Annotated in this window: 20 protein-coding genes and 1 pseudogene; 15 read left to right on the top strand and 6 right to left on the bottom strand. The window is 49.4% G+C overall.

What is annotated here, in order from left to right; all coding sequences use genetic code 11:
- The first annotated feature begins 173 nt into the window (after positions 1 to 173).
- Positions 174 to 311 (top strand): hypothetical protein, encoded by a 138-nt coding sequence (locus tag V3O24_RS08105; protein WP_331306862.1) that lies wholly within the window; start codon positions 174 to 176, stop codon positions 309 to 311.
- A 66-nt stretch (positions 312 to 377) separates the two neighbouring features.
- Here V3O24_RS08105 and V3O24_RS08100 read toward each other — a convergent pair whose 3' ends face one another.
- Positions 378 to 1166, bottom strand: coding sequence for a secretin N-terminal domain-containing protein (locus V3O24_RS08100; RefSeq protein WP_331306861.1), 789 nt, complete (start codon positions 1164 to 1166; stop codon positions 378 to 380).
- Between the two features lie 311 nt (positions 1167 to 1477).
- On the opposite strand from V3O24_RS08100, the gene cysC reads away from it, so the two are divergent.
- Positions 1478 to 2122 carry an adenylyl-sulfate kinase gene (gene cysC, locus V3O24_RS08095; RefSeq protein WP_104423530.1) on the top strand — a complete coding sequence of 215 codons (645 nt, stop codon included), beginning with the start codon at positions 1478 to 1480 and terminating at the stop codon, positions 2120 to 2122.
- A gap of 55 nt (positions 2123 to 2177) precedes the next feature.
- Here cysC and V3O24_RS08090 read toward each other — a convergent pair.
- A pseudogene (locus V3O24_RS08090) lies at positions 2178 to 2522 on the bottom strand (Tn3 family transposase); the annotation flags it as partial.
- 265 nt (positions 2523 to 2787) lie between these two features.
- Between V3O24_RS08090 and V3O24_RS08085 the strand changes: the two are divergent.
- The 8 genes from V3O24_RS08085 (at position 2788) to fae (ending at position 9884) form a co-directional block, all read left to right on the top strand.
- Positions 2788 to 3714, top strand: coding sequence for a hypothetical protein (locus V3O24_RS08085; protein WP_331306860.1), 927 nt, complete (start codon positions 2788 to 2790; stop codon positions 3712 to 3714).
- A complete protein-coding gene (locus tag V3O24_RS08080; protein ID WP_331306859.1) occupies positions 3711 to 4373 on the top strand; it encodes an HAD family phosphatase in 663 nt (220 codons plus the stop codon). Before V3O24_RS08085 ends, V3O24_RS08080 begins: the two co-directional genes overlap by 4 nt.
- A gap of 66 nt (positions 4374 to 4439) precedes the next feature.
- Complete coding sequence (locus tag V3O24_RS08075; RefSeq protein ID WP_331306858.1) at positions 4440 to 5402, top strand: beta-ribofuranosylaminobenzene 5'-phosphate synthase family protein; 963 nt, start codon at positions 4440 to 4442, stop codon at positions 5400 to 5402.
- Between the two features lie 13 nt (positions 5403 to 5415).
- Positions 5416 to 6534 (top strand): ATP-grasp domain-containing protein, encoded by a 1119-nt coding sequence (locus tag V3O24_RS08070; protein ID WP_331306857.1) that lies wholly within the window; start codon positions 5416 to 5418, stop codon positions 6532 to 6534.
- On the top strand, positions 6512 to 7495 hold the full coding sequence (mch, locus tag V3O24_RS08065; RefSeq protein WP_331306856.1) for a methenyltetrahydromethanopterin cyclohydrolase: 984 nt from the start codon (positions 6512 to 6514) through the stop codon (positions 7493 to 7495). Before V3O24_RS08070 ends, mch begins: the two co-directional genes overlap by 23 nt.
- A gap of 8 nt (positions 7496 to 7503) precedes the next feature.
- Complete coding sequence (locus V3O24_RS08060) at positions 7504 to 8409, top strand: RimK family alpha-L-glutamate ligase (RefSeq protein ID WP_331306855.1); 906 nt, start codon at positions 7504 to 7506, stop codon at positions 8407 to 8409.
- Positions 8406 to 9257 carry a triphosphoribosyl-dephospho-CoA synthase gene (locus V3O24_RS08055; protein WP_331306854.1) on the top strand — a complete coding sequence of 284 codons (852 nt, stop codon included), beginning with the start codon at positions 8406 to 8408 and terminating at the stop codon, positions 9255 to 9257. The genes V3O24_RS08060 and V3O24_RS08055 overlap by 4 nt, the downstream gene beginning before the upstream one ends.
- A gap of 117 nt (positions 9258 to 9374) precedes the next feature.
- A complete protein-coding gene (fae, locus tag V3O24_RS08050; protein WP_027150261.1) occupies positions 9375 to 9884 on the top strand; it encodes a formaldehyde-activating enzyme in 510 nt (169 codons plus the stop codon).
- Positions 9885 to 9988: 104 nt separating this feature from the next.
- Here fae and V3O24_RS08045 read toward each other — a convergent pair whose 3' ends face one another.
- The gene (locus V3O24_RS08045) at positions 9989 to 10726 is read right to left on the bottom strand and encodes a HisA/HisF-related TIM barrel protein (protein ID WP_104423357.1); all 738 of its coding nucleotides are present in this window, start codon (positions 10724 to 10726) and stop codon (positions 9989 to 9991) included.
- Between the two features lie 73 nt (positions 10727 to 10799).
- Here V3O24_RS08045 and V3O24_RS08040 point away from each other — a divergent pair, with 73 nt between their 5' ends.
- The 4 genes from V3O24_RS08040 (at position 10800) to V3O24_RS08025 (ending at position 14749) form a co-directional block, all read left to right on the top strand.
- Complete coding sequence (locus V3O24_RS08040; protein ID WP_104423356.1) at positions 10800 to 11813, top strand: ATP-grasp domain-containing protein; 1014 nt, start codon at positions 10800 to 10802, stop codon at positions 11811 to 11813.
- Complete coding sequence (locus tag V3O24_RS08035) at positions 11803 to 12849, top strand: hydantoinase/oxoprolinase family protein (RefSeq protein ID WP_104423355.1); 1047 nt, start codon at positions 11803 to 11805, stop codon at positions 12847 to 12849. Before V3O24_RS08040 ends, V3O24_RS08035 begins: the two co-directional genes overlap by 11 nt.
- Before the next feature lie 88 nt (positions 12850 to 12937).
- A complete protein-coding gene (locus tag V3O24_RS08030) occupies positions 12938 to 13492 on the top strand; it encodes a MarR family winged helix-turn-helix transcriptional regulator (protein ID WP_104423354.1) in 555 nt (184 codons plus the stop codon).
- 159 nt (positions 13493 to 13651) lie between these two features.
- A complete protein-coding gene (locus tag V3O24_RS08025; RefSeq protein WP_331306853.1) occupies positions 13652 to 14749 on the top strand; it encodes a sensor domain-containing diguanylate cyclase in 1098 nt (365 codons plus the stop codon).
- Between the two features lie 98 nt (positions 14750 to 14847).
- Here V3O24_RS08025 and pntB read toward each other — a convergent pair whose 3' ends face one another.
- The 3 genes from pntB to V3O24_RS08010 form a co-directional block, all read right to left on the bottom strand.
- The gene (pntB, locus tag V3O24_RS08020) at positions 14848 to 16236 is read right to left on the bottom strand and encodes a Re/Si-specific NAD(P)(+) transhydrogenase subunit beta (RefSeq protein ID WP_331306852.1); all 1389 of its coding nucleotides are present in this window, start codon (positions 16234 to 16236) and stop codon (positions 14848 to 14850) included.
- Between the two features lie 12 nt (positions 16237 to 16248).
- The gene (locus tag V3O24_RS08015; RefSeq protein ID WP_331306851.1) at positions 16249 to 17802 is read right to left on the bottom strand and encodes a Re/Si-specific NAD(P)(+) transhydrogenase subunit alpha; all 1554 of its coding nucleotides are present in this window, start codon (positions 17800 to 17802) and stop codon (positions 16249 to 16251) included.
- A 363-nt stretch (positions 17803 to 18165) separates the two neighbouring features.
- Positions 18166 to 18345, bottom strand: coding sequence for a hypothetical protein (locus tag V3O24_RS08010; RefSeq protein ID WP_331306850.1), 180 nt, complete (start codon positions 18343 to 18345; stop codon positions 18166 to 18168).
- Positions 18346 to 18733: 388 nt separating this feature from the next.
- Here V3O24_RS08010 and V3O24_RS08005 point away from each other — a divergent pair, with 388 nt between their 5' ends.
- A complete protein-coding gene (locus tag V3O24_RS08005; protein ID WP_331306849.1) occupies positions 18734 to 21178 on the top strand; it encodes a nucleoside 2-deoxyribosyltransferase in 2445 nt (814 codons plus the stop codon).
- The last annotated feature ends 137 nt before the right edge of the window (positions 21179 to 21315 follow it).

The following is a 21315-nucleotide window of genomic DNA, read 5'->3' as shown; positions in this document are numbered from 1 at the left end:
GTTTATAGTTTCTCATGCGCTTTCTCGTCTTTGGTCGGATTGAAAAAAGCGTGAAACTATATCAGTTAACCTTTTTCTTTTCCGATTAGTGCCGATTGCACTTATGAGTTGAATCTAAGAAAGAACATATTTTTAAGGAAGACAATATCCTGTATCCGATGGGGGAGCGCGGCTTGTCGGATGAGGCTAAGACAGCTCTGCTGAAGGAATGCATCGAAGCCGATCAGCGTCTCGATAGCCGGGCTGTTTGGGCAAAATACCAAACCCTCCATAAAACTCTGGAGCAGAGGCTGGCTGCATTGACGGACTAATCAAGGCCTCAGGGCGGACCAACCTTTTGCGTTGCCGGTCCGGTTTTAGTTTTGCAACAAGACCCCTTAATCAACCCGGTCGACTTTAATTAAAATATGCCGCTGGTTCTTGTCAACTCGGCGCGTAGTAACAATTTTGCTGTTTGAGTTGCCCCCGTTGTTGTCTCCAACTCCCCCGAGCTCCACCCATTCGCCCAGATTAACTCTGAGTGTTGATTGCATATTCTGGGTGTCGATTTGTCCACGGCCGTTCATTTTTTCCGACCACGGCGAGACGCTAAGAATAACCTGCTGTCCGGTCAGTCTGGGGGTTACCTCAAAACCGGTGGTCGCTTCGATATATTCGGTAGTCGAGGGGTAAAAATAGCCGGGAAAATTTTGTCTTAGATAAGTGCTGCCGACATTAATGTGGGCCGGTACGCCATCCAGCGTTCTAACGGTTTGGGTGCTTTCATCGGTGCTTTTGGCTTGAGTCTGATAGACATCAACGCCCATGCTGCCGCCGGATTTTGATGAATTCCCCCCGGCAACCTTCAGATTGATTCCTGTGGCTGCGTTAAGTTCGGCGGCGGTAGTCTGTTTGCTTTGAATGAGGGTGATGGACAGATTGCTTTGGCGGACATCCAGTTGCTTGACGACGGACTTGATTTCGGCCAATCGGTCGGGCGTAGTCTTGACCAGTAGATTGGAACCGTTATCAACAAGTTGGGCGCTATCTCCAAGCAACGGGGCCAACAGCGGCACAATCTCGGAAGCCGGTCTATTGGTCAGCGGGATTACTTCAATTATTGTGTCTGCGGCAAAGACGCTATTGCCAAGCAGCATTATCAAAATCAAGGCTAAAAGGTTTTTCAAGGTGAAGCTCCGCTAAAAGTAACCATTAACCGCTATGGTATAACGTTGTGTGCGTCATTTGAAATTCTTTTTCCCGATGGGGTAGCCGGCAGCCATGAGGAGAAAATTAAAGCCAATCGTCCACATTGTGTTGGAGCAATTCAGCTCCAGACCGGCATTGAGTTTTTCCACGTACTGATGAGGAACGGTTGATGAATAAACCACAGTTGATCGAGACTGGCGAGCACTTGGAGTTAAGATTGGGCGATATTGAATTGGGCGGCAGCGCGGATAGAAGCCGCAATTTCGAAAAAGCAAAAAGGAGTTCGCCTATGTTCCCTGGGCAAAGGGTACATAGGCCTGTTTCAAACCATATCGTCTGGCATGACGCTACCATTAAACGGGTTCAGCGCGAAGCCCTAAACGGGCATCGCGGCGTTATTTTATGGTTTACCGGATTATCCGGGTCAGGCAAATCCACGCTGGCTCATGCGGTCGAAGAAGAGCTGCACCATCGGGGTTGCCGCACTTTCGTGCTGGATGGCGATAACGTGCGCCACGGTTTGTGCGCTGACCTGGGTTTTTCGGCGCAAGACCGCCAGGAAAACATTCGCCGTATCGGCGAAATGGCCAAGATGTTTATGGAGGCCGGCACTATTGTTCTCACCGCGTTCATCTCCCCTTATTGTGCAGACCGTGAGCGTGTTCGCGGCATAGTGGAGCCGGGCGACTTTATCGAAATTTATTGCGACACGCCTATCGAAATTTGCGAATTGCGCGATGTAAAAGGCCTGTACAAGAAGGCCCGTGCAGGACAATTAGCCGAATTCACCGGCATCACCTCGCCCTACGAAGCGCCTGAAAATTGCGAGCTCACCGTTGATACCGGCACAGAGGAGTTGGATGTTTGCGTGCAACAGGTTATCGATAAAATGATACAGAACGGCATTATCAACGTTGTAAATTTCAGCTATTAAACGGGTACAACCGACATACGTGTGAAAATAGGACATAGGATAAATTCCGGTTGATTTATATAGGCAACGTCGGATCTATCGGCTCTGGAATGGCGTTTGAATCGATAATGTAATCGCCAAAACGCTTGATATGACCCGTGACGTATGGACTGAGTGTTGCCACGCTCTCCCGATTTACCGGGAATCCCTCTTTCTTCAGTATTCGCAGAATACGTGTCTGATCGACCACATATTTGAAATATCACGGCATTAACAACCAAATCATATATTTGATGACCTTTTCCTGTTCTTCGGGATCATTATCAGCAATCACGCCTTCGCCACCGAAAAACAGCCATTTGGAAAATCCGTTGTACGCTTCTACTTTATTTGTGGTCGCCGCAATCTGCTCTCGTAATTGATGTTGCGCTCGGATAGTTTTTGTCCTATTTGTCGCGCGGTAATGGAGTGCGTAGAATGCACTTCGGAGTTGAATCCGCCAAGTTATTCCAGCGGCTGGAGCGCAAGGCCAGCCTTGCACTCCATTTGAACTTAACTTAACGGCAGTAACATAGCGCGTGGGAACGAGAAAACATCAGTTACTAAGCGTTGTGTCCTTCATAACCTTCGCTTACGCCATATCGGTTAATATATGCGATTATATTTTCGAGTGATTTATTCCAAGCATGTTTTTTGCCAAAGATTTTATTGAAACCGCCGAGGGGCTTATTTTTGCCGTGGTGGCACAGGGCCTGGAAGACGGCAAGGCGCTGTGTTTTTTACGCTATGTGCTTACCTCTTCGGGTTGGAAAAAGGTTGCGACTGAACAAGCCAATACTATCCTGAAACAGCAGCATCCCGATTATCTGCATTATTCCCCGGTTTTGGATGCGCATTTGCATGCGGTCGCCGTAGACAGGATCGTCAAGCATCATCAACCCAAACACCGGTTGCAGCAGGTTATGCGGGCAAGTCAGCATGACGCTATCGAGCGGGATTTGTTCCGATTATGTGAATTATTTGGGCAACATGGGCTGGATCTGGCGCAAACCGGGGTCACGGGTTCCATATTGGTCGGCGTGCAAAATCAAGGTTCGGATATTGATTTGGTCTGTTACGTCCGGGAGGTTTTTCACCAATGCCGGGCTATTACGCGCAAGCTGATCGAGCAGGGGCATTTGCAGTCCTTGAATGATCGGGATTGGCAACAATCATACGAACGCCGGTCCTGCGATTTGAGTCTTGACAACTATATCTGGCACGAACGGCGCAAATGCAACAAGGCTGTGATTAACGGGCGGAAATTCGATTTGAATTTTATCGATCATTGCGCACGGTCTGAGGCGGTCAATTACCAAAAATGCGGGGCGATTACCTTGCAGTGCAGGGTGGTCGACGATGCTCGCGCATTCGATTACCCGGCTGAATTTAAGATAGACCATCAGCAAGTCAGTTCTATCGTCAGCTTTACGGCAACCTATACCGGGCAGGCTGTCAGCGGCGAGATCGTGGAAGTCTCCGGCGTACTGGAGCAATCGGAACAAGGCCTGAAGCGCATCGTGGTCGGTTCCAGCCGTGAAGCGCATGGGGAATACATCAAGGTTATTCAGTGATTAAGTTGGCCGATTTTTCTGCGGTTATATTCGATATGGACGGACTGGTTCTGGATACCGAGAGTACGTTCATGATCGCCTGGCAACGGGCAGCGCATGCGATGGGCTATGATTTTTCAGAGGATTTTTGTCCGTCGCTGTCAGGGTTGCATTACCACGATGTCGAACTGAAGCTGATTGAATATTGCGGGGCTGAATTCGATTTGCAAATTTTCAAGCGCTTGAGCGGCGATTTTTGGCGTGAATATGTTGCTGTCCACGGAATACAAATCAAACGCGGCTTTACCGGGTTGCTTGAATTGCTGAATCGGCAAAACATGCCTTATTGCCTTGCGACTAACAGCTTGATGGTAAATGCCCTGGAATGCCTGGAGTTGGCTGGGATTGAACAGGTTTTTCCAATCGTCGTCACCCGCGATCACGTGCAGCACGGCAAGCCGGAACCGGATGTTTTTTTAAAAGCCGCCGAGCTGTTGCAAGTGGACATCGGTCGGTGCTTGGTGGTTGAAGATTCTCATGTCGGCATCGTCGCGGCATCCAGAGCAGGGGCTGTTTCAGTTTTTATACCGTCGACAGTGCAGGTCGATCCGCGGACCATTGAACTGTGCGATTTAATGGTTAGCGATTTGGCGCAATTGACGGACGTTATCAGCGCTTAGTTCGCAGCCGATAGGTCGATCATGTATACTTCCTGCAATTTTTTGCAGCACAACACAGCGTAAACCTTGATAGTTCATCATTCTAAAGTCTCAGTCATAGCCCCCGCCAGATTGCACATGGGCTTCATCGATTTAAGCGGATCATTGGGCCGGCATTTCGGCAGCATCGGCGTTGCGCTTAATGAAATCAGCACCCGCCTGTCAGTAACCGGTGCCGAGCATCTCACCGTTACAGGCCCTGCCGCGCCGCGTGCAAAAAAATGCGTGTCCAAGTTATGCGAGGCGCTACACGTTTCCGACCAACTTAATATCACGATTGAAACAGCGATACCCGAGCATGTAGGCTTGGGGTCTGGCACGCAAATGTCGCTGGCAATCGGTGCGGCACTTAATGAATTTTACGGCTTGGGTCTAACTGTGCGTGAAATCGCCGCCGTGACCGACCGGGGCCTGCGTTCCGGCATCGGCATCGGCGTTTTTGAACAGGGCGGCCTGGTTGTCGATGGCGGCCGCGGCGAAAAAACCGTCACGCCGCCGGTATTGGCGCACATGGATGTGCCGGACGACTGGCGGTTTATTCTGGTGTTCGATCAGCGCGGCCAGGGGCTGCATGGTCAGCAAGAAATACAGGCTTTTAAGGAACTGCCGCCGTTTCCACAACAGGAAGCCGCTCGCTTATGCTATTTGCTGTTGATGCAGGGCCTGCCTGCGGTGGCTGAAAACGACATTATTAAATTCGGCGATGTGATTACCCAACTGCAACACTCGGTTGGCGAGCATTTCTCTTCGGCCCAGGGCGGTGTTTTTACCAGTCCCGAAGTCGCGGCGGCCATGCAATGGTTGGAGCAACAAGGCGCGGTGGCTATCGGCCAGACTTCGTGGGGGCCGACCGGGTTTTGCGCCATTGATGGGCTTCAATTGGCTGAATCGATTGCAGATCGGGCCAGACAGGCCTTTGCGCATTTCGATAAGTTGAGTTTTGTTGTCGCCAGTGCGCGGAACAGTGGCGGGGATGTTTTTGTTGGTTAGAACATGATGTAACGTGGAAACGATATTGATAGTCGCCGGTTCAGGACGCATGCTGGCGCAGGCTGCAAAAAACGCCGGCTTGAAGCCGCTGGTCATTGATCTGTTTGCCGATCTGGACACGCAAGGCTGCGCGGAAGATTTCCGCCAGGTAAAGTCATTAGCCGAGCAAGACTTGGCGCCTGCCGTAGATTGCTTTATCGAACGCTATGCCGTCACCCATGCCATTTACGGCAGCGGTTTCGAATGTTATCCCGAAAGCCTGTATTACCTGAATAACCGCCTGATTATCCTAGGCAACCATCCAGATGTTTTTGCACGGCAGCTGGATAAGCCGGCGTTTTTTTCGACGTTGGATCAGTTAAATATTCCCTATCCCGAGGTTGTGTTCAGCGTGCCTGAATACGTCGATGATTGGCTGCTAAAGCCTATGCAAGGGCAGGGCGGTGTCGGGATAAAACGTTACCATGCCGATGACGAAACAAAAGAACCGGTTTACTGGCAAAAATTTCAAGCAGGCACACCCCATTCGGTGCTGTTCCTGGCTGACGGACAGCAGATGCAAGTCATCGGTTTTAACCGCCAATGGCCGGTTTGTTTAAGCGAGACTCAGGAATTTGTTTTTTCCGGCGTGGTCAATCGCTGTGATCTATCGGATGTACACAAAGCGGTGATAACAGACTGGCTCGAACAAATGGTTCCGGCGTTCAGGCTAAAAGGCTTAAATTCGCTGGATTTTATTCATGCGGATGATTGCGGTTATGTTCTGGAAATCAATCCCCGGCCTTCCGCCAGCATGCAGTTGTATGATCAGGACTTGCTGTCCAGGCATATTCAGGCGTGTTTAGGCCGCAATAGCGTAGCGTATTGCGCCGCATGGCGGGATTATCATTCGGCTTATCAAGTCGTTTACGCCGATCATGATTTAACCATTCCCGACCGATTCGAATGGCCCGATTGGTGTATGGATTTGCCCAAACCCGGCAATATGTGTCGCGCAGGACAGCCATTGTGCAGTATTATTGCGCACCAAAAAAACTCACGGTCGGTAGTGGAACAACTGCGGACTAAACAACAACTTATTATTAGCAAACTAGAAGGTTATGACCGTCATGGAATATACAGCCAGCGTTAACAAATTAACCCAACCCTTGGTTCAGCATTTACTCGATAATGCGGACAAATTACGTTTAGGTGTGGAAAAGTTAGCCAATGGCTGCACCATTATCGACGCGGGCATTAAGGTACCGGGCGGAATCGAAGCCGGCCGCATTATCGCTGAAATCTGCCTCGGCGGCATGGGTACCGTAACCATCAGTCACAGCCCTTACACAACCAACTGGCCGCTGTCGGTAAACGTACACACCGGCAATCCTGTTTTGGGCTGCCTGGGTAGCCAATATGCAGGCTGGAGCTTGTCCCATGAAAAATATTACGCATTAGGCTCAGGCCCGGCGCGTGCGATGGCGACCAAGGTGAAAGACGGCAAGCAGGAACCGGTTGAAGAGTTGTACAAGGAACTGGATTATCAGGACACTCATGATGCCACTGTGTTAGTGATTGAAAATGATGCAGTGCCGCCGGTTGAAATCGTTGAAAAAGTCGCCGCCGCCTGCAAGGTCGATCCATCCAAACTGACCATCATTGTTACTCCGACCAGCAGTCTGGCCGGTGGCGTACAAGTGGTTGCGCGCGTACTTGAAGTGGCCATGCATAAGGCTCACGCCTTGCATTTCCCACTTGAAAACATTATCGACGGTAGCGGTAGTGCGCCGATCTGCCCTCCGCACCCTAATTTTGTCAAAGCGATGGGCCGTACCAATGATGCGATCCTGTTCGCAGGTCAAGTGCATATCTTTGTAAAAGGCAGCGACGAAGCGGCTGAAAAACTGGCTAATGAACTGCCAAGTTCAACCTCCAAAGATTACGGCAAACCGTTTGCGGACATCTTCAAGCAGTATGAGTACGACTTCTTCAAGATCGACGCGATGTTGTTCAGTCCCGCCAGTGTCATTGTGACTGCGGTGGAATCAGGTAAAAGTTTCCGTGCGGGGAAGCTGGATAATGCCTTACTGGATCAGTCGTTTGGAGCGTAGATCGTAGCGTGGGTCGTATAGTAATTTTTACCGATGATCCCGGCTGGCATGGCAAACAATTAAGCTTGGCCTTCGCCAGCCGCGGCTATAGCTGTGACTATGTTTCGCTGACAGAATGCCAGTTTGCAATCGAACCCGGCAGACAGCCGATTTTTATTCCAGGCTTTGAACACGCGCTTCCCGATGCGGCTTTTGTGCGCGGCGTACCTGGCGGCTCGCTGGAGGAAGTCGTGTTGTATCTGGATTTTCTACATGCGTTAAAGGCGATGGGGATTCCGGTCTACAATGACGGGCATGCGGTAGAACGCAGTGTCGATAAAGCCATGACCAGTTTCTTATTGCACAATGCAGGATTGCCGACGCCGATGACCTGGGTGCTGCGCGACCGTGACGAAGCCTTAAGGATTGCGGAAGCCGAATTAAAACAAGGTAATTTGTTGATCAGCAAACCCTTGTTCGGCTCGCAGGGCGAAGGCATACGCCGCATTGAAAAATCGACCGACTTATTTTGGCTGACCGGCAGTCATGGCGTCTATTATCTACAACGCTTTGTTCATTGCGAAGGCGAGGGTTTTTCCGATCATCGCGTTTTTGTAATTAACGGCCGAGCAGTTGCCGCAATGAGAAGGCGCGGGAAATTCTGGCTCAATAACGTTGCCCGTGGCGCGGCCTGCGAGCTGATTGATTTGGAACCTGAAATGGTCGATTTGGCCGTTAAAGCGACGACTGCATTGGCTATGGATTATGCCGGGGTCGATATTATCCGGGACAGGGAAGGGCGTTGCACGGTCATTGAAGTTAACAGCATACCGGCCTGGAAAGGACTGGAAAGCGTTTGCGACGTCAGTATCGCCGGGCTGATGGCGGACGATTTAATTACCCGCAAGATGAACAAAAAAACTGTCGCCGCATGACGATTTCGCCGGAGCAACTCAGCGAGCTTTATCGGCAAGCCTGCGAGGTTGACGTGCAGGCATTTAAGCCCGGCAATGTCAGTGTTTACGTGGATGGTCATGATATGACCGTGGCCGATTTCAGAACCAGCGCCAAGGTCAGCGCGGAGCCTCTTTGCAACCCGGATTATTCCTTGGGCGAAAAAATCTATTATGCGGTCAAAGCTACGCGTGAAGCGGTAGGCTGTAACACCAATTTAGGTATTATTTTGCTTTGTGCGCCATTGATTCAGGCGGCCAGCCACAAGCATTCAGGATTAACGTTAAGACAGGCGGTCAGCAAGGTTCTTATCGAATCAACGATAGACGATGCCGACTGGGTTTTTAAGGCCATAACATTAGCATCGCCGGGTGGTTTAGGCAGCTCTGATGAACAGGATGTCAATGAAAAAGCATCGGTTACCTTGCTTGAGGCGATGAAAATTGCCAGCGAGAAAGATCGGATCGCGCTTCAATACCTCACAGGGTACAAAGATATTTTTAATTTCTCGGTTTTAAGATACAATGAGGGCTTTAATCGGTGGGGCGATAGAAATTGGGCGGCAGTCGCGGTATATGCTGATATGCTGAGCCAGTTTCCCGACAGCCATATTGAAAGGAAATACGGAGATCAGTACTCTGAGATGGTAGCCACCAAGATGGCTCGACTCAGTGAGGAGCTGTCTAAAACTGATAATCCTGAACAAATAAAGCCGTTGCTTTTTTGCCTGGATCAGGAGCTTAAGTTTTATAGTATAAATCCGGGTACGACAGCCGACATGATAGTGGCGACAGTATTCACGGCATTTTTAGAGGATCTTAATCAGTAACAAACCTGTTACTAATAGGGCTTCAAAAGGAATTTGTTAAAAACAAATAAGGGGACATTTATAATGTCGATAGTAGATTCAATTTTTTCATTTTTTTCTTCACAGGGGATATTAAGCATGGCTAAAATCAATAAATTATGCGTTGGCGAATCTTTGGTTGGCGAAGGCAACGAAGTTGCTCACATCGATTTGATGGTTGGACCACGTGGTTCAGCAGCTGAAACTGCATTTGCAAACTGCTTAACAAACAACAAAGACGGCTTTTCTAGCCTGTTAGCTGTTGTTGCACCTAACCTGATGGTTAAACCATCTACTGTTATGTTCAACAAAGTAACAATCAAAGGCGCAAAACAAGCTGTTCAAATGTTTGGCCCAGCACAACGCGGTGTTGCTATGGCTGTTGCTGATTGTGTTGAAGACGGCACAATTCCTGCTGCTGAAGCTGATGATTTATTCGTATCAGTTGGTGTTTTCATTCACTGGGCTGCAGAAGACGATGCTAAAATCCAACAATACAACTACGAAGCGACTAAAGAAGCTCTGAAACGTGCTGTTGCCGGTACTCCTACTGCGGCTGAAGTTGTTGCTGCTAAAGGTACTGCTGTACATCCATTCGCTGCTAACTAAGTTTTATTTAGTTATCAAGAATGCTAAAAATACCCCGTTAATCGGGGTATTTTTTTGCCTACAGGATGTGGTGAATGCAGATAAGGCTCCTGCTGTAGCTGCATTCACCACATCCCTGTGGTTCGGGCGGTGAGGAGCAGGAGCGGAAGCTTTGCCTGGAGTTCTGCAATATCTTCAGACTTAAGCATGCCGGAATGCAACGCACTGGCGACAAGCGCCTGATCAATCCCCGCTCTGCTTAAAGCGATTAAATCTTGCTTGTTTCTTATGCCGCCCGCCGCAATAAAGTTTTTGCCCGGATATCGCCGGCAAAACTCAGTTAGTTTGTCCAGATCAGGACCATTGTTGCTGCCGACACGCGCCAGCGTCATGATGATGATGTTTTTCGGCCAAAAAGTGTGGTCGGAAAAAAGACTTGCCGCGCCCAAAGCACCGGAATTTGAATAATCCAGCGAAAGAATAAAGTTGTTTTTGTAAGCTTTAATTTCTGCAACAGTTTGATCACTATAGGATTCACTGCCAATAATGGGCAGGCAGTTTTGGGGATGGTCTACGCTAGTTTCATAGGCTTGATAACCCTTGTCTACCCAGAACGTTATTTGAGGGAAACGCGCCAGCACGTCAGCTATCAATTGGTTATGGTCGCCCTGATGGGTAATCGCATCCAAGTCTGCGATATAAAAGGTATCGAACGCATAAACGCCCAGGAACGCCTCAATCACCTGAAAAATATCAAACGATTGGCACAGCGCAGTATTAATCGGTTGATAATGTTCGCGATTGCCTTGCCGGGCGTGAACCACGATGCCGTCCTTTAAGTCTATTACCGGGATTATTTTCATAAAGCATGGTTTGGCTGGTGATACAATATTACGGTCTAATTTATAGCCGTAATAGTGTGTTTAATTGAGTATTGTGAAAATTCTGGTGTTTGAGTATATCACTGGCGGCGGCTTTAATAAGCAGGAGTTGCCGGATTCTCTGGCCGGTGAAGGTCGCTTGATGCTTCATGCGTTGTTGGATAATCTGACTAAATTAGACAGTCTTGAAGTCACTGTCATGCTCGACTGGCGGCTTGACGACTCAGCAGACATCCCCGGAATAAACACAGCTCTCATCAGGCCGGAGCATGATGCCATCGAAGAATTTTCCAAGTTGGCTAAACAATGTGATCTGGTCTGGCCGATAGCACCCGAATTCGACGGTATTTTACAAAACCTGTGCCAAACGGTCGAATCATTGGGCAAGCGGTTACTGACGTCGTCTGCCGCAGCTATTGCCGTTGCCGGTAACAAATTCAAGACTTATCGGCTGCTCAACCGAAATCAGATAGCGACTGTGCCCACCCAGATGCTTGACGATAGTTATTCCCAGCCCTTAGACCGGCTCGGGACGGGCGGTGAATGGATAATCAAACCGGTTGACGGCGTAGGCTGTGCGGACAGTTATGTCGTCACTAACCGGCAAGATGTTGAACAGATGACTGCACACAAAAAGCAATACATCATTCAGCCCCATCTTCAAGGCAAGAAAACCAGCCTTTCATGTTTATTCAAGCAAGGCCGAGCTTGGTTAATTTGCGCCAATTTGCAGCGTTTTGAATTCATCAACCGGCAATATCACTTGGCTGAGATTGCCGTTAATCATCATCCTGACTCAGGCGAGTATCAGCAATTGATCGATAAGATAGGACTCGCTTTGCCTGAGTTGTGGGGATATGCCGGGATCGATTTGATAGAAACCGCCGAAGAAACTTGGGTGCTGGAAATAAATCCCCGCCTGACCAGCTCATTTGCCGGTATATACGATGCTTTAGGCATCAACATTGTCGAGGCCGTTTTGCAGTTAGTGCATGGCGACCCGATACTCAACCCTGTATGCAACAGATCCATTACCGTTCAAACAAAACAGGAAGCCAATGCAAGCTAATGTCGTAGGCTGGGATATAGGTGGCGCTCACGTCAAAGCCGCGGTAATCAGCGCGGATAAGGTTATCGCCGTTTATCAGCAACCTTGTCCGTTATGGAAGGGGCTGGATCAACTGCAACATGCGGTAAACACTATCATGCAGGAACTGGCCGGTTCAAATCACCGTCACGCGATGACCATGACCGGCGAACTGGTCGATTTGTTCGATAACCGGGATCATGGCGTTAAGCAAATCATCCAGACGATGACCGATCTGTTGCCGGGAACTGAAATACTGGTTTTTGCAGGCCGGCAAGGCTTTTTAAAAGCCCCGCACATTGAATCCGGGCGCTATGCGTCTATCGCCTCCGCTAACTGGCTGGCCAGCGCCTTATTCACCGCTCAAAAGCTGGACAGCGGGCTTTTTGTCGATTGCGGCAGCACCACCACGGATATACTCTTGCTTAATGAAGGGCAGGTGCTAGCGGAGGGTTACACCGATTACCAGCGTTTAATATCTGAAGAATTGATTTATACCGGCATCGTCAGAACCGCCGTGATGGCCGTTACGCAAACAGCGCTGGATCAAGGCAAAAAAATCGGCTTGATGGCCGAATATTTTGCCACCATGGCCGATGTCTATCGCGTCACCGGCGAACTGGATGATGCACATGACCAAACCGACACAGCCGATGGCGCGGAAAAAACAGTCCTCGCCAGCGCCAGGCGGTTATCGCGAATGATAGGTTGTGATTTTTATCCCGATGAACTGCCGCGTTGGCTGCAATTCGCTCAAAATATCCGCGCCCGACAAATGCGGCAAATACAATGCGGTTGTGAGAATCGGCTATTCAAACATCAGCTCCCACAAAACAGTCCATTGATCGGTGCCGGAGTAGGGCGGTTTCTGGTTAAACAGATTGCATTGAACTTAGACCGCCCTTATCTGGATTTTTCCGACTTATTGCCGGTAGCCGAAATTCAGTCGGGCATGACGACAGCCGACTGTGCTCCGGCCGTAGCGATAGCCTTTTTAGCCGACAGGGAAAGCAATTAAAAATTCGCACATGCAATATCGATTCGACACTTGATTAAATATGATAGAATATCTTTTTTGTCAACATTAATAAATGTTTACAGGCTCTATGGAAAAAGTTGATGTATTTGAATTAATCGAGCGGATGTCTGCGCTGATCCGGTCCGAAGAACGTAAGAAGTGTACGGAATTAGGTTTGCAACCGGTTCATTTGCAGGTAATGGACTATTTGTCCCGCTGCAACCGTTACAGCGACACCCCGGCAGCGTTGACCAATTACCTGGGTATGACTCGCGGTACCGTTTCCCAAACCTTGCAGTTGTTGGAAAAAAAAGGCTACATTAAAAAAACAGCCGATGTAAACGACCGGCGTATGGTGCACCTTAGTCTTTTGACTGAAGGCGATACTATCCTGAATAAAGCCCGTCCGGAAGATTTATACAGCCAAGCATCGGCAATCTTTAACGAAAATGAAAGCCAGGAAAACGTTTTTGTTAATGCGTTGACGGCATTGCAAAAAGCCAATAAATCCCAATCGTTTGGGCTATGTAAAACCTGTAAACATTTTACCACCACCTCGGAGGGCTTTGTTTGCGGCTTAACTAAAGAACAGCTCAGCCAAAGCGATAGTGAGAAAATATGCCAGGAACATACCGTTATGTGACGATAATCACAGACGAATTGCATTATCGTCACATAAGGGAGGTAACATGACTCAAGCAAAAAGACCCCGGGAATCTATGTAATAAAACAGATGGCTGGCTGAATTCTTTTCAAGAAGCTGCTAGGCTTACGGGGTTGTCTTACCTATTCAGAGAATAACGTGGAAGAAGATTTAACCACCGATTTAACTCAGCTGCAAAGTCACTTGGAAACGATGCTTGAGCGCGTTCAGCAAAACAGCGCTACCTTGCAGAAGTTTCAGGCATTCGAATTGAGATTGTTAAAGCTCAATTCCTTGTCGGATATTATTGATCACTTGCTTGATGAAGCCAAAAATTATTTCGATCTTGACGTGGTCAGTTTATGCTTGAGCGATGAGACCGGTGAAATCGAAAAGACGCTTAATAGTTACTCGTACAGCTCAAAAAACGGTTTAATACTGCTGGACAAGCCGTTAAAGTCAAAGGCCGTTGAAGCCTATGTCGGCGCTTATGACAGCACTCTATGCTCCGGTTTTTTTCCGCACATTGAAAGACAACCGACCACCGTCGCCATTACGCCTTTAACCCGCCGGGGTAAATATCTGGGGACTTTAAATCTGGGCAGCTATCAGCCTGATAGATTCGCAGGCAATATGGCGACGGACTTCATCGATCACCTCAGTTCTGTCGTCAGCGTCTGCCTTGAAAATAACCTTAATATTGAAGAAATAAGACGGGTTAGTTATATCGACGCATTGACTGGCGTTAATAACAGACGCTTTTTGGAACAGCGCATAGGCGAAGAATTACGCAGCTGCCAGCGCAATGCCGAGCCGCTATCCTGCCAGTTTTTTGATATAGATTATTTTAAGTCGGTTAATGACCGCTTTGGTCATCAAGGCGGCGATCTGGTTTTGGCGCTGGTGGCCGCCGCCATAAGAAACCAGTTAAGAAACAACGACGTATTTGTCCGTTACGGTGGCGAAGAGTTTGTCGCTTTATTGTCCAATACCGATGAACCCAAGGCTCTTGAAACTGCGGAACGCGTGCGCAAAGCAATCCAGGCGCTGGTCATTGCATTTAATGATATTTCCATCTCGGTTACCGTTTCTGTTGGAGTGTCAACTTACGTGCCGGATGGCCTATCTATCCCGGTAGACGACGAGATTGCCGCCCGCCTGGTTAAAGCAGCCGATTCAGCCTTGTACAGAGCCAAACATAACGGCCGGAATCGTGTCGAAAATGGCGGGATTGTTTCGGATAAACGGGTGTTATAAATCTGAAAAAATCCTCGGTATGATTAATTGACCACCAAGGTTTGAAGGTGTTAAGCCGTTCATGGTTCGGCAAACTCACCACGAACGGCTTAACCTTATTACCCTTTCAACGCCTTCAACACCGCTTGCATAGTCGCATTGGCGTCGCCGAACAACATGCGGGTGTTTTCCAGAACGAATAGAGGATTACCGACGCCGGCATAGCCTGACGCCATGCTGCGTTTAAGCACGATGGTAGTTTCGCCTTTCCAGCACTCCAGCACCGGCATACCGGCAATCGGGCTGTTGGGATCGTCCAGTGCGGACGGATTGACGATGTCATTCGCGCCGATCACGATCGATACGTCAACATGCGCCCAATCGTCATTGATCTCGTCCATTTCATAAACGATGTCGTAAGGCACTTTGGCTTCGGCCAGCAGCACGTTCATGTGGCCGGGCATTCTTCCTGCAACCGGATGGATGCCGAAACCGACCTTCTTGCCTTTATCGCGCAACAGTTTGGTGATTTCATTAACCGTATGTTGAGCTTGCGCAACCGCCATGCCGTAGCCTGGAATGATCATGATGTTTTTGGCATCCAGCAACAATTGCGCGGTTTCTTCGGCATTGATCGGGGTTACTTCGCCTTCAACTACCGCTGCTTCACCGCCCGAGGTGCCAAAACCGCCGGCAATCACGCTGATAAAATTGCGGTTCATCGCGCGGCACATGATGTAACTCAAGATCGCGCCGCTGCTGCCGACCAATGCGCCGGTTACAATCAACAAATCGTTGCTTAACATGAAACCGGTTGCCGCCGCCGCCCAGCCTGAATAGCTGTTCAGCATCGACACCACCACCGGCATATCGGCACCGCCGATAGCCATGACCATGTGTATGCCGAACACCAGCGCAATCCCGGTCATAATCCATAAAGGTAAGGAGCCGCCGCCGGTTTCGGTTTCTTGTAAAAACATCCAACCCAGAACCACGGCTGCAATCAACAGAGCTAAATTGAACCAATGGCGGCCGGGCAGTAACATCGGCTTGCCGCTGATACGTTCGCTGAGTTTGCCGAAAGCAATCACCGAGCCTGAAAAGGTCACCGCTCCGATCAGTATGCCGATGTAAATTTCCACTTCATGGATGGTTTTTTCTACGCCGGTAAGTGTTGCAGAAGTGTCCATGAAATTGGCATAGCCCACCAACACGGCGGCCATACCGACCAAGCTATGCATGATAGCGACCAGTTCCGGCATTTGCGTCATTTCAACTTTTAATGCGGCTCTCGCACCGATAGCGCCGCCGATCAGCAACGCAACGATTAAAATGGTGTATGAGGTAACCGATGCGCTTAAGGCGGTAGCGAGAATGGCAATCGCCATGCCCAACATGCCGTAATAATTGCCTCGGCGGGCTGTTTCCTGATTACTTAATCCGCTTAAACTAAAAATGAACAGAATGGTGGCGACGATGTAAGACATCGTGACTAAACTATGGGACATCATATTCTCCTGTTATTTTCTGAACATTTCTAACATACGACGGGTGACTAAAAAGCCGCCGGCAATATTGATAGATGCAATGAGTATCGCCGATCCGGCAAGGATGCTGATATTTAAGGTCGGCGAGGAAACCTGCACCAAGGCGCCTATCACAATAATGCCGCTAATGGCATTGGTCACACTCATCAACGGAGTATGTAGAGATGCGGTCACATTCCATATCACCTGATAGCCGATGAAACAGGCCAGCACAAACACAGTAAAGTGCGTCATGAACGACGCCGGGGCAACTGCACCGATGCCGAATAGAGCCAATCCGGCGATAACCAAGGGTATAAACTGCTTAATCACGCTTGGTTTTTTCGGTTCCTGTACCTCTGCACAAGCGGGCGCTTCGGTTTGCGGGGCAGGGGCGGCGGAGAGTTTGGGCGGTGGCGGCGGCCAGGTGATTTTGCCTTCTTTAATGACCGTCGTGCCGCGTATCACTTCGTCTTCCATGTTGACGTTGATCGTACCGTTCTTTTCGGGGCAAAGCTCCGTTAGCAAATGCCTCAGGTTGGTCGCATAAAGCTGGCTCGATTGGTTGGCCAAACGGCTGGGTAAATTGCTGTAGCCGATAATCGTCACGCCGTGTTTGACGACAACCTGATCTTTCTCGGTCAACGCACAGTTGCCGCCTTGCTCGGCCGCAAGATCGACAATGATGCTGCCCGGCTTCATCGATTCGACCATGCCTTCCGTGATCAGCTTGGGGGCCGGTTTGCCGGGAATCAGCGCGGTGGTGACAATGATGTCCACTTCCATCGCCTGTCTGGCAAACAAGGCCATTTCAGCTTCGATGAACTCCTTGGACATGGTTTTGGCATAACCGCCGGCACCGGCGCCTTCCTCCTTAAAGTCCAGCAGCAAAAACTCGGCGTCCATGCTTTCGATTTGTTCTTTAACTTCGGGCCGGGTATCGAAAGCCCTGACGATAGCGCCCATGCCCTTTGCCGTACCAATCGCAGCAAGGCCTGCAACGCCTGCGCCGATCACCAGCACCTTGGCGGGCGGGATTTTACCGGCGGCGGTAATTTGTCCGGTGAAGAACCGGCCGAAATGTTGAGCGGCTTCAATGACGGCCCGATAACCGGCAATGTTAGCCATGGAGCTGAGCGCATCGAGCTTTTGCGCCCTGGACATGCGCGGCACGCTGTCCATAGCCAGAACCGTGGCGTTCTTGGCGGCCAGTTTCTGCATTAATGCTTCATTTTGCGCAGGCCAGATAAAACTGATTAAACGGCCGCCTTCAGGTAACAGATCGATTTCGTCCAATGCCAGCTCAGGGTGCTGCTCGGGTGCGCGAACTTTCATGACGATGTCAGCTGATTTCCATAATGTCTTGGCATCGTCAACGATTTCAACGCCCACTTCTTTGTAGGCTTCATCGGAAATATTCGCGCTAACCCCGGCGCCGCTTTCGACCAGGACGGAAAAACCCAGTTTTATAATTTGTTCTGCGGCCTCGGGCGTAGTGGCCACACGCTTTTCACCTGGGTGAATTTCTTTAGGTATACCAATCTTCATACAGTCTCCAATGCGAGTAGTTTAGAGCATAGTGAGCAAAGGCTTTAACCTTCCAGCCAAAACCTCAGCGTGGAGGATAGGAGATTAGGGCGTGTTTTTCAATAAAAAACATAAAAGGGATGGGTTAATGTGGGTTTTGCGGTGAGGGGCGGATAGAGGCGCATGTGCCGGACGGCGACTCAAAAAAAAGGCTCAAGTCGCGAGTGTCGGCAATATAGAGTGTCAGAGCTGATCCAATGGACTTAACACGCCCTTGCCGTCACTGATCAGAATCTCACCGCGCTCGAAATCCACATCCTTAACCCGCAAGCATATGCATCCCGGCTCCGTGCAGCCTATTCGCCATTAGCCCATATACGCCGCTCATCCGCACCAAGCCAGCACCTCCTTGTATAAAAACAGCGCCACCGACAATGCTTGGATTTGTGTCGAAGCCGATACATGTCCATTAACCGCCAGATGCGTTAAAAACGTCCCACTAAAGTGGACCCCATTTTTTGCGGATGCCGTTTGCCATGAAACAGAATAAATCGCTTGATCCATTGCGCTATTGCGTTTCTGTACGGATGCTTTAGTGCTTAATGCGGATACGATCACGGACCTGATCCAAGTATGTATTTGAAGTTTGCATAAATAAGGTTGCTATCAATAATGTAAGTACTATAGCATCTATTCTAACGGATTAAGTATGCGGCATTATGCGCCACTACACCTCGGCTATTTGAGTTTAATATACATTTTAAATGTGTATATCTAATTGTGTATATCTAATTGTGGGTTCTTGCAACGGTCGGAAACGAAAGTCGGATTTGACGAGTAGTTTTGCTGAACCTAACGAGAGCGCTTAGGGAGTTTGAAAATAACCGAGTAGTACGACATCGCCGTGTGTAACGGGTCGTCCTAATCAAAAACAATCAAAGAGGATAATTGTATGACAACAGGAAAAATATCAATTCTATCTCCAATGTACACCGAAGATGAACGCTGGGTTGCTGATAGAGCCAGAGCGGAACTCGAATACGGTAAACAAAAATACACAACCTATCAGCCATACATCGACGGATTCGACAAACAACTGTTTGAGTTCTTGTCCAGCCATGATTCAGCGAATGCGTCGGAAGCAAAAAGGGCCATTCTTCTGAGCAGCGCGGTTAATTTTTATAACCTTATCCAAACGAGCGATGCATGTGTCCTCGTCTTGGACGGCAGGACGCCGGACGAAGGTTCGGTGTTTTGGGCGGCTGTTGCATTCGCGACTGGGAAGCCTGTTGTCTTGTATAAATCGGATTATCGGACATTCATGTCAACGGGTGATAATTCGATGATAACCGGTTTATGCTTAAACTACGAGCCGGTGAAAGACATAAAGAACCTTAGCGACCGCGTTAAATCTCAGGTTAGCATGTACAACAGTAATTCTTGGAAAAGCGAGTTTATCCCTGGGTATAACAAATCGCTGCAGAAGCTTGGAGAGAAAGTGTGGACGAACTACAAAGGCCGTAACTTGGTAGAAGTCCTGACGGCAATGAAGAATGACCCATTGGTGGAAAAGCTGCTCCCATACAATGAGAAACCGTCGGGCATCCGCTATGGGAATGTTTACTGCTCAGGCCCGCTGTTTTGTCCCGCAGAAATCCGTGAAATAGCAAAAATTGCCGAATCTATAGATATAGCGCGGGCAGGAGAAGGGGCAGGGCCACATACTTATCTTCCGCACCGCGACGGCGTAGAAGCCATGATGGGGGATTTGGATAATTCGGCGGGCGTGATAGCGGCGACTGCGCTCCACTATGCGGATATTAACTCGTTTACTATCGACGTATACCATCTGGTCAAATGCGATTATTTCGTCATTAATCTCAACGGCCGGGTTCCTGATGACGGCGCCGTTGCCGAAGCCGGGATGGCCTTTGCCATGGGACGGCCCATTGTTCTGTACAGATCAGATTCCCGTGCTTTTTGCGGCGGAGCCCACGGACTTGTCCATCCGGCACTGCAGATGGCGGGACATCTCTTCGATACCACTGATGATGTCAATGGAATATTTGGCAAGCTGGTTGAACAGGACGCATTCCTTAAGGCCCAGGGAGATCCGCGCTATTCACCTAATATCCATGCTGAAGTCAATAAGGTATACGAGCTAGGAAGCAAATATTATGGTGAACTTAATGAAGCATACGCTAATGGGCTCAAATTATACGTTGATGGGGTATGGAAATTATTGAAATTAGATTCGGGTAACCGCTTTATTCCCTGGCGGACAGCTCACCCCCTGGCAGACAAAGCGTATCATCCCTATGCAACGTGGATGCAGTCCAGTGTTGGCCGACAAAACTGGTATCATGATAGTAGCAGTGGCAGCTTTGGGGCTGCGAAGGCAGGCGGGGAGCTGAGTGCCGTTTTCGCGCCGCAACGAAACCATTCCGAGGTGTTTTTCCGAGGTGAAGACGGTTACCTGCATTACTTTTATGTTATCGATGGCGGCTGGCGACATGATGGCGCGAGCTTCAAAGCGGCGAAAGTCGGCGGTGCGGTCAGCGCGGTTTTTTCCCCGCAACAAAATCATTCCGAGGTGTTTTTCCGAGGTGAGGACGGTTACCTGCATTACTTTTATATCCCTACACCAGAGGGCGGCTGGGCGTATGATGACGTGAGCTTCAAAGCGGCGAAAGTCAGCGGCGCGGTGAGCGCGGTTTTTTCCCCGCAACGAAACCATTCCGAGGTGTTTTTCCGAGGTGAAGACGGTTATCTGCATTACTTTTATGTTAGCGATGGCGGATGGCGGCATGATGGCGAGAGCTTCAAAGTTGCGAAGGTGGCCTGGGACGGGGAGATCAGCGCAGTTTTCTCGGCTCAGCGGCAGCATGCCGAGGTGTTTTTCCGAGGGGAAGACGGCTATCTGCATTACTTTTATGTTAGTGATGGCGGATGGCGACATGATGGCGAGGCTTTCAAAGCAGTAAAAGTCGGCGGCGCGGTCAGCGCGGTTTTTGCCCCGCAACGAAAGTGTTCCGAGGTGTTTTTCCGAGGGGAAGACGGTTATCTGCATTATTTTTATGTTAGCGATGGCGGATGGCGACATGATGGCGAGGCTTTCAAAACTGCGAAGGTAGCGTGGGACGGGGAGATCAGTGCGGTTTTCTCGACTCAGCGGCAACATGCCGAGGTGTTTTTCCGGGGCGAAGACGGTCGCCTCAATAACTTCCATGTTCCGGTGCAAGGAGGCGGCTGGGCGCATGACGATGAAAACTTCAGAGACTTTCCGGTAGCCGCCGGTGTTGGCAAAATTTCCTCCGTATATGCCACCCAGCGAAACCATACCGAGGTGTTTTTCAGAGGAAATGACAACAATCTGAACTATTTCTTTATCCTATGATCATTTGAGGAGGTTTAGCAGCTTAGGATTTGGTTAAAAATAACTTCCCGAAATCACTGTCTTCTGTCGTCAAGCCGTTCGTGCTGATCCTTCGACTACGCTCAGGACTAAAGCCTTGTCGAAGCATGATCGGCTTG

Source organism: Methylobacter sp. Wu8 (genome assembly GCF_036440755.1).
GTDB lineage: Bacteria > Pseudomonadota > Gammaproteobacteria > Methylococcales > Methylomonadaceae > Methylobacter_A > Methylobacter_A tundripaludum_A.
This window is presented reverse-complemented; position numbering and strand designations above follow the sequence as displayed.

Bases quoted from the DNA above. Each gene is read 5' to 3' on its own strand.
- cysC (WP_104423530.1), top strand. From the start codon at position 1,478: ATGTTCCCTGGGCAAAGGGTACATAGGCCTGTTTCAAACCATATCGTC.
- V3O24_RS08085 (WP_331306860.1), top strand. From the start codon at position 2,788: ATGTTTTTTGCCAAAGATTTTATTGAAACCGCCGAGGGGCTTATTTTT.
- mch (WP_331306856.1), top strand. From the start codon at position 6,512: ATGGAATATACAGCCAGCGTTAACAAATTAACCCAACCCTTGGTTCAG.
- V3O24_RS08055 (WP_331306854.1), top strand. From the start codon at position 8,406: ATGACGATTTCGCCGGAGCAACTCAGCGAGCTTTATCGGCAAGCCTGC.
- fae (WP_027150261.1), top strand. From the start codon at position 9,375: ATGGCTAAAATCAATAAATTATGCGTTGGCGAATCTTTGGTTGGCGAA.
- V3O24_RS08045 (WP_104423357.1), bottom strand. From the start codon at position 10,726: ATGAAAATAATCCCGGTAATAGACTTAAAGGACGGCATCGTGGTTCAC.
- V3O24_RS08035 (WP_104423355.1), top strand. From the start codon at position 11,803: ATGCAAGCTAATGTCGTAGGCTGGGATATAGGTGGCGCTCACGTCAAA.
- V3O24_RS08030 (WP_104423354.1), top strand. From the start codon at position 12,938: ATGGAAAAAGTTGATGTATTTGAATTAATCGAGCGGATGTCTGCGCTG.
- pntB (WP_331306852.1), bottom strand. From the start codon at position 16,236: ATGTCCCATAGTTTAGTCACGATGTCTTACATCGTCGCCACCATTCTG.
- V3O24_RS08015 (WP_331306851.1), bottom strand. From the start codon at position 17,802: ATGAAGATTGGTATACCTAAAGAAATTCACCCAGGTGAAAAGCGTGTG.
- V3O24_RS08010 (WP_331306850.1), bottom strand. From the start codon at position 18,345: ATGGATCAAGCGATTTATTCTGTTTCATGGCAAACGGCATCCGCAAAA.
- V3O24_RS08005 (WP_331306849.1), top strand. From the start codon at position 18,734: ATGACAACAGGAAAAATATCAATTCTATCTCCAATGTACACCGAAGAT.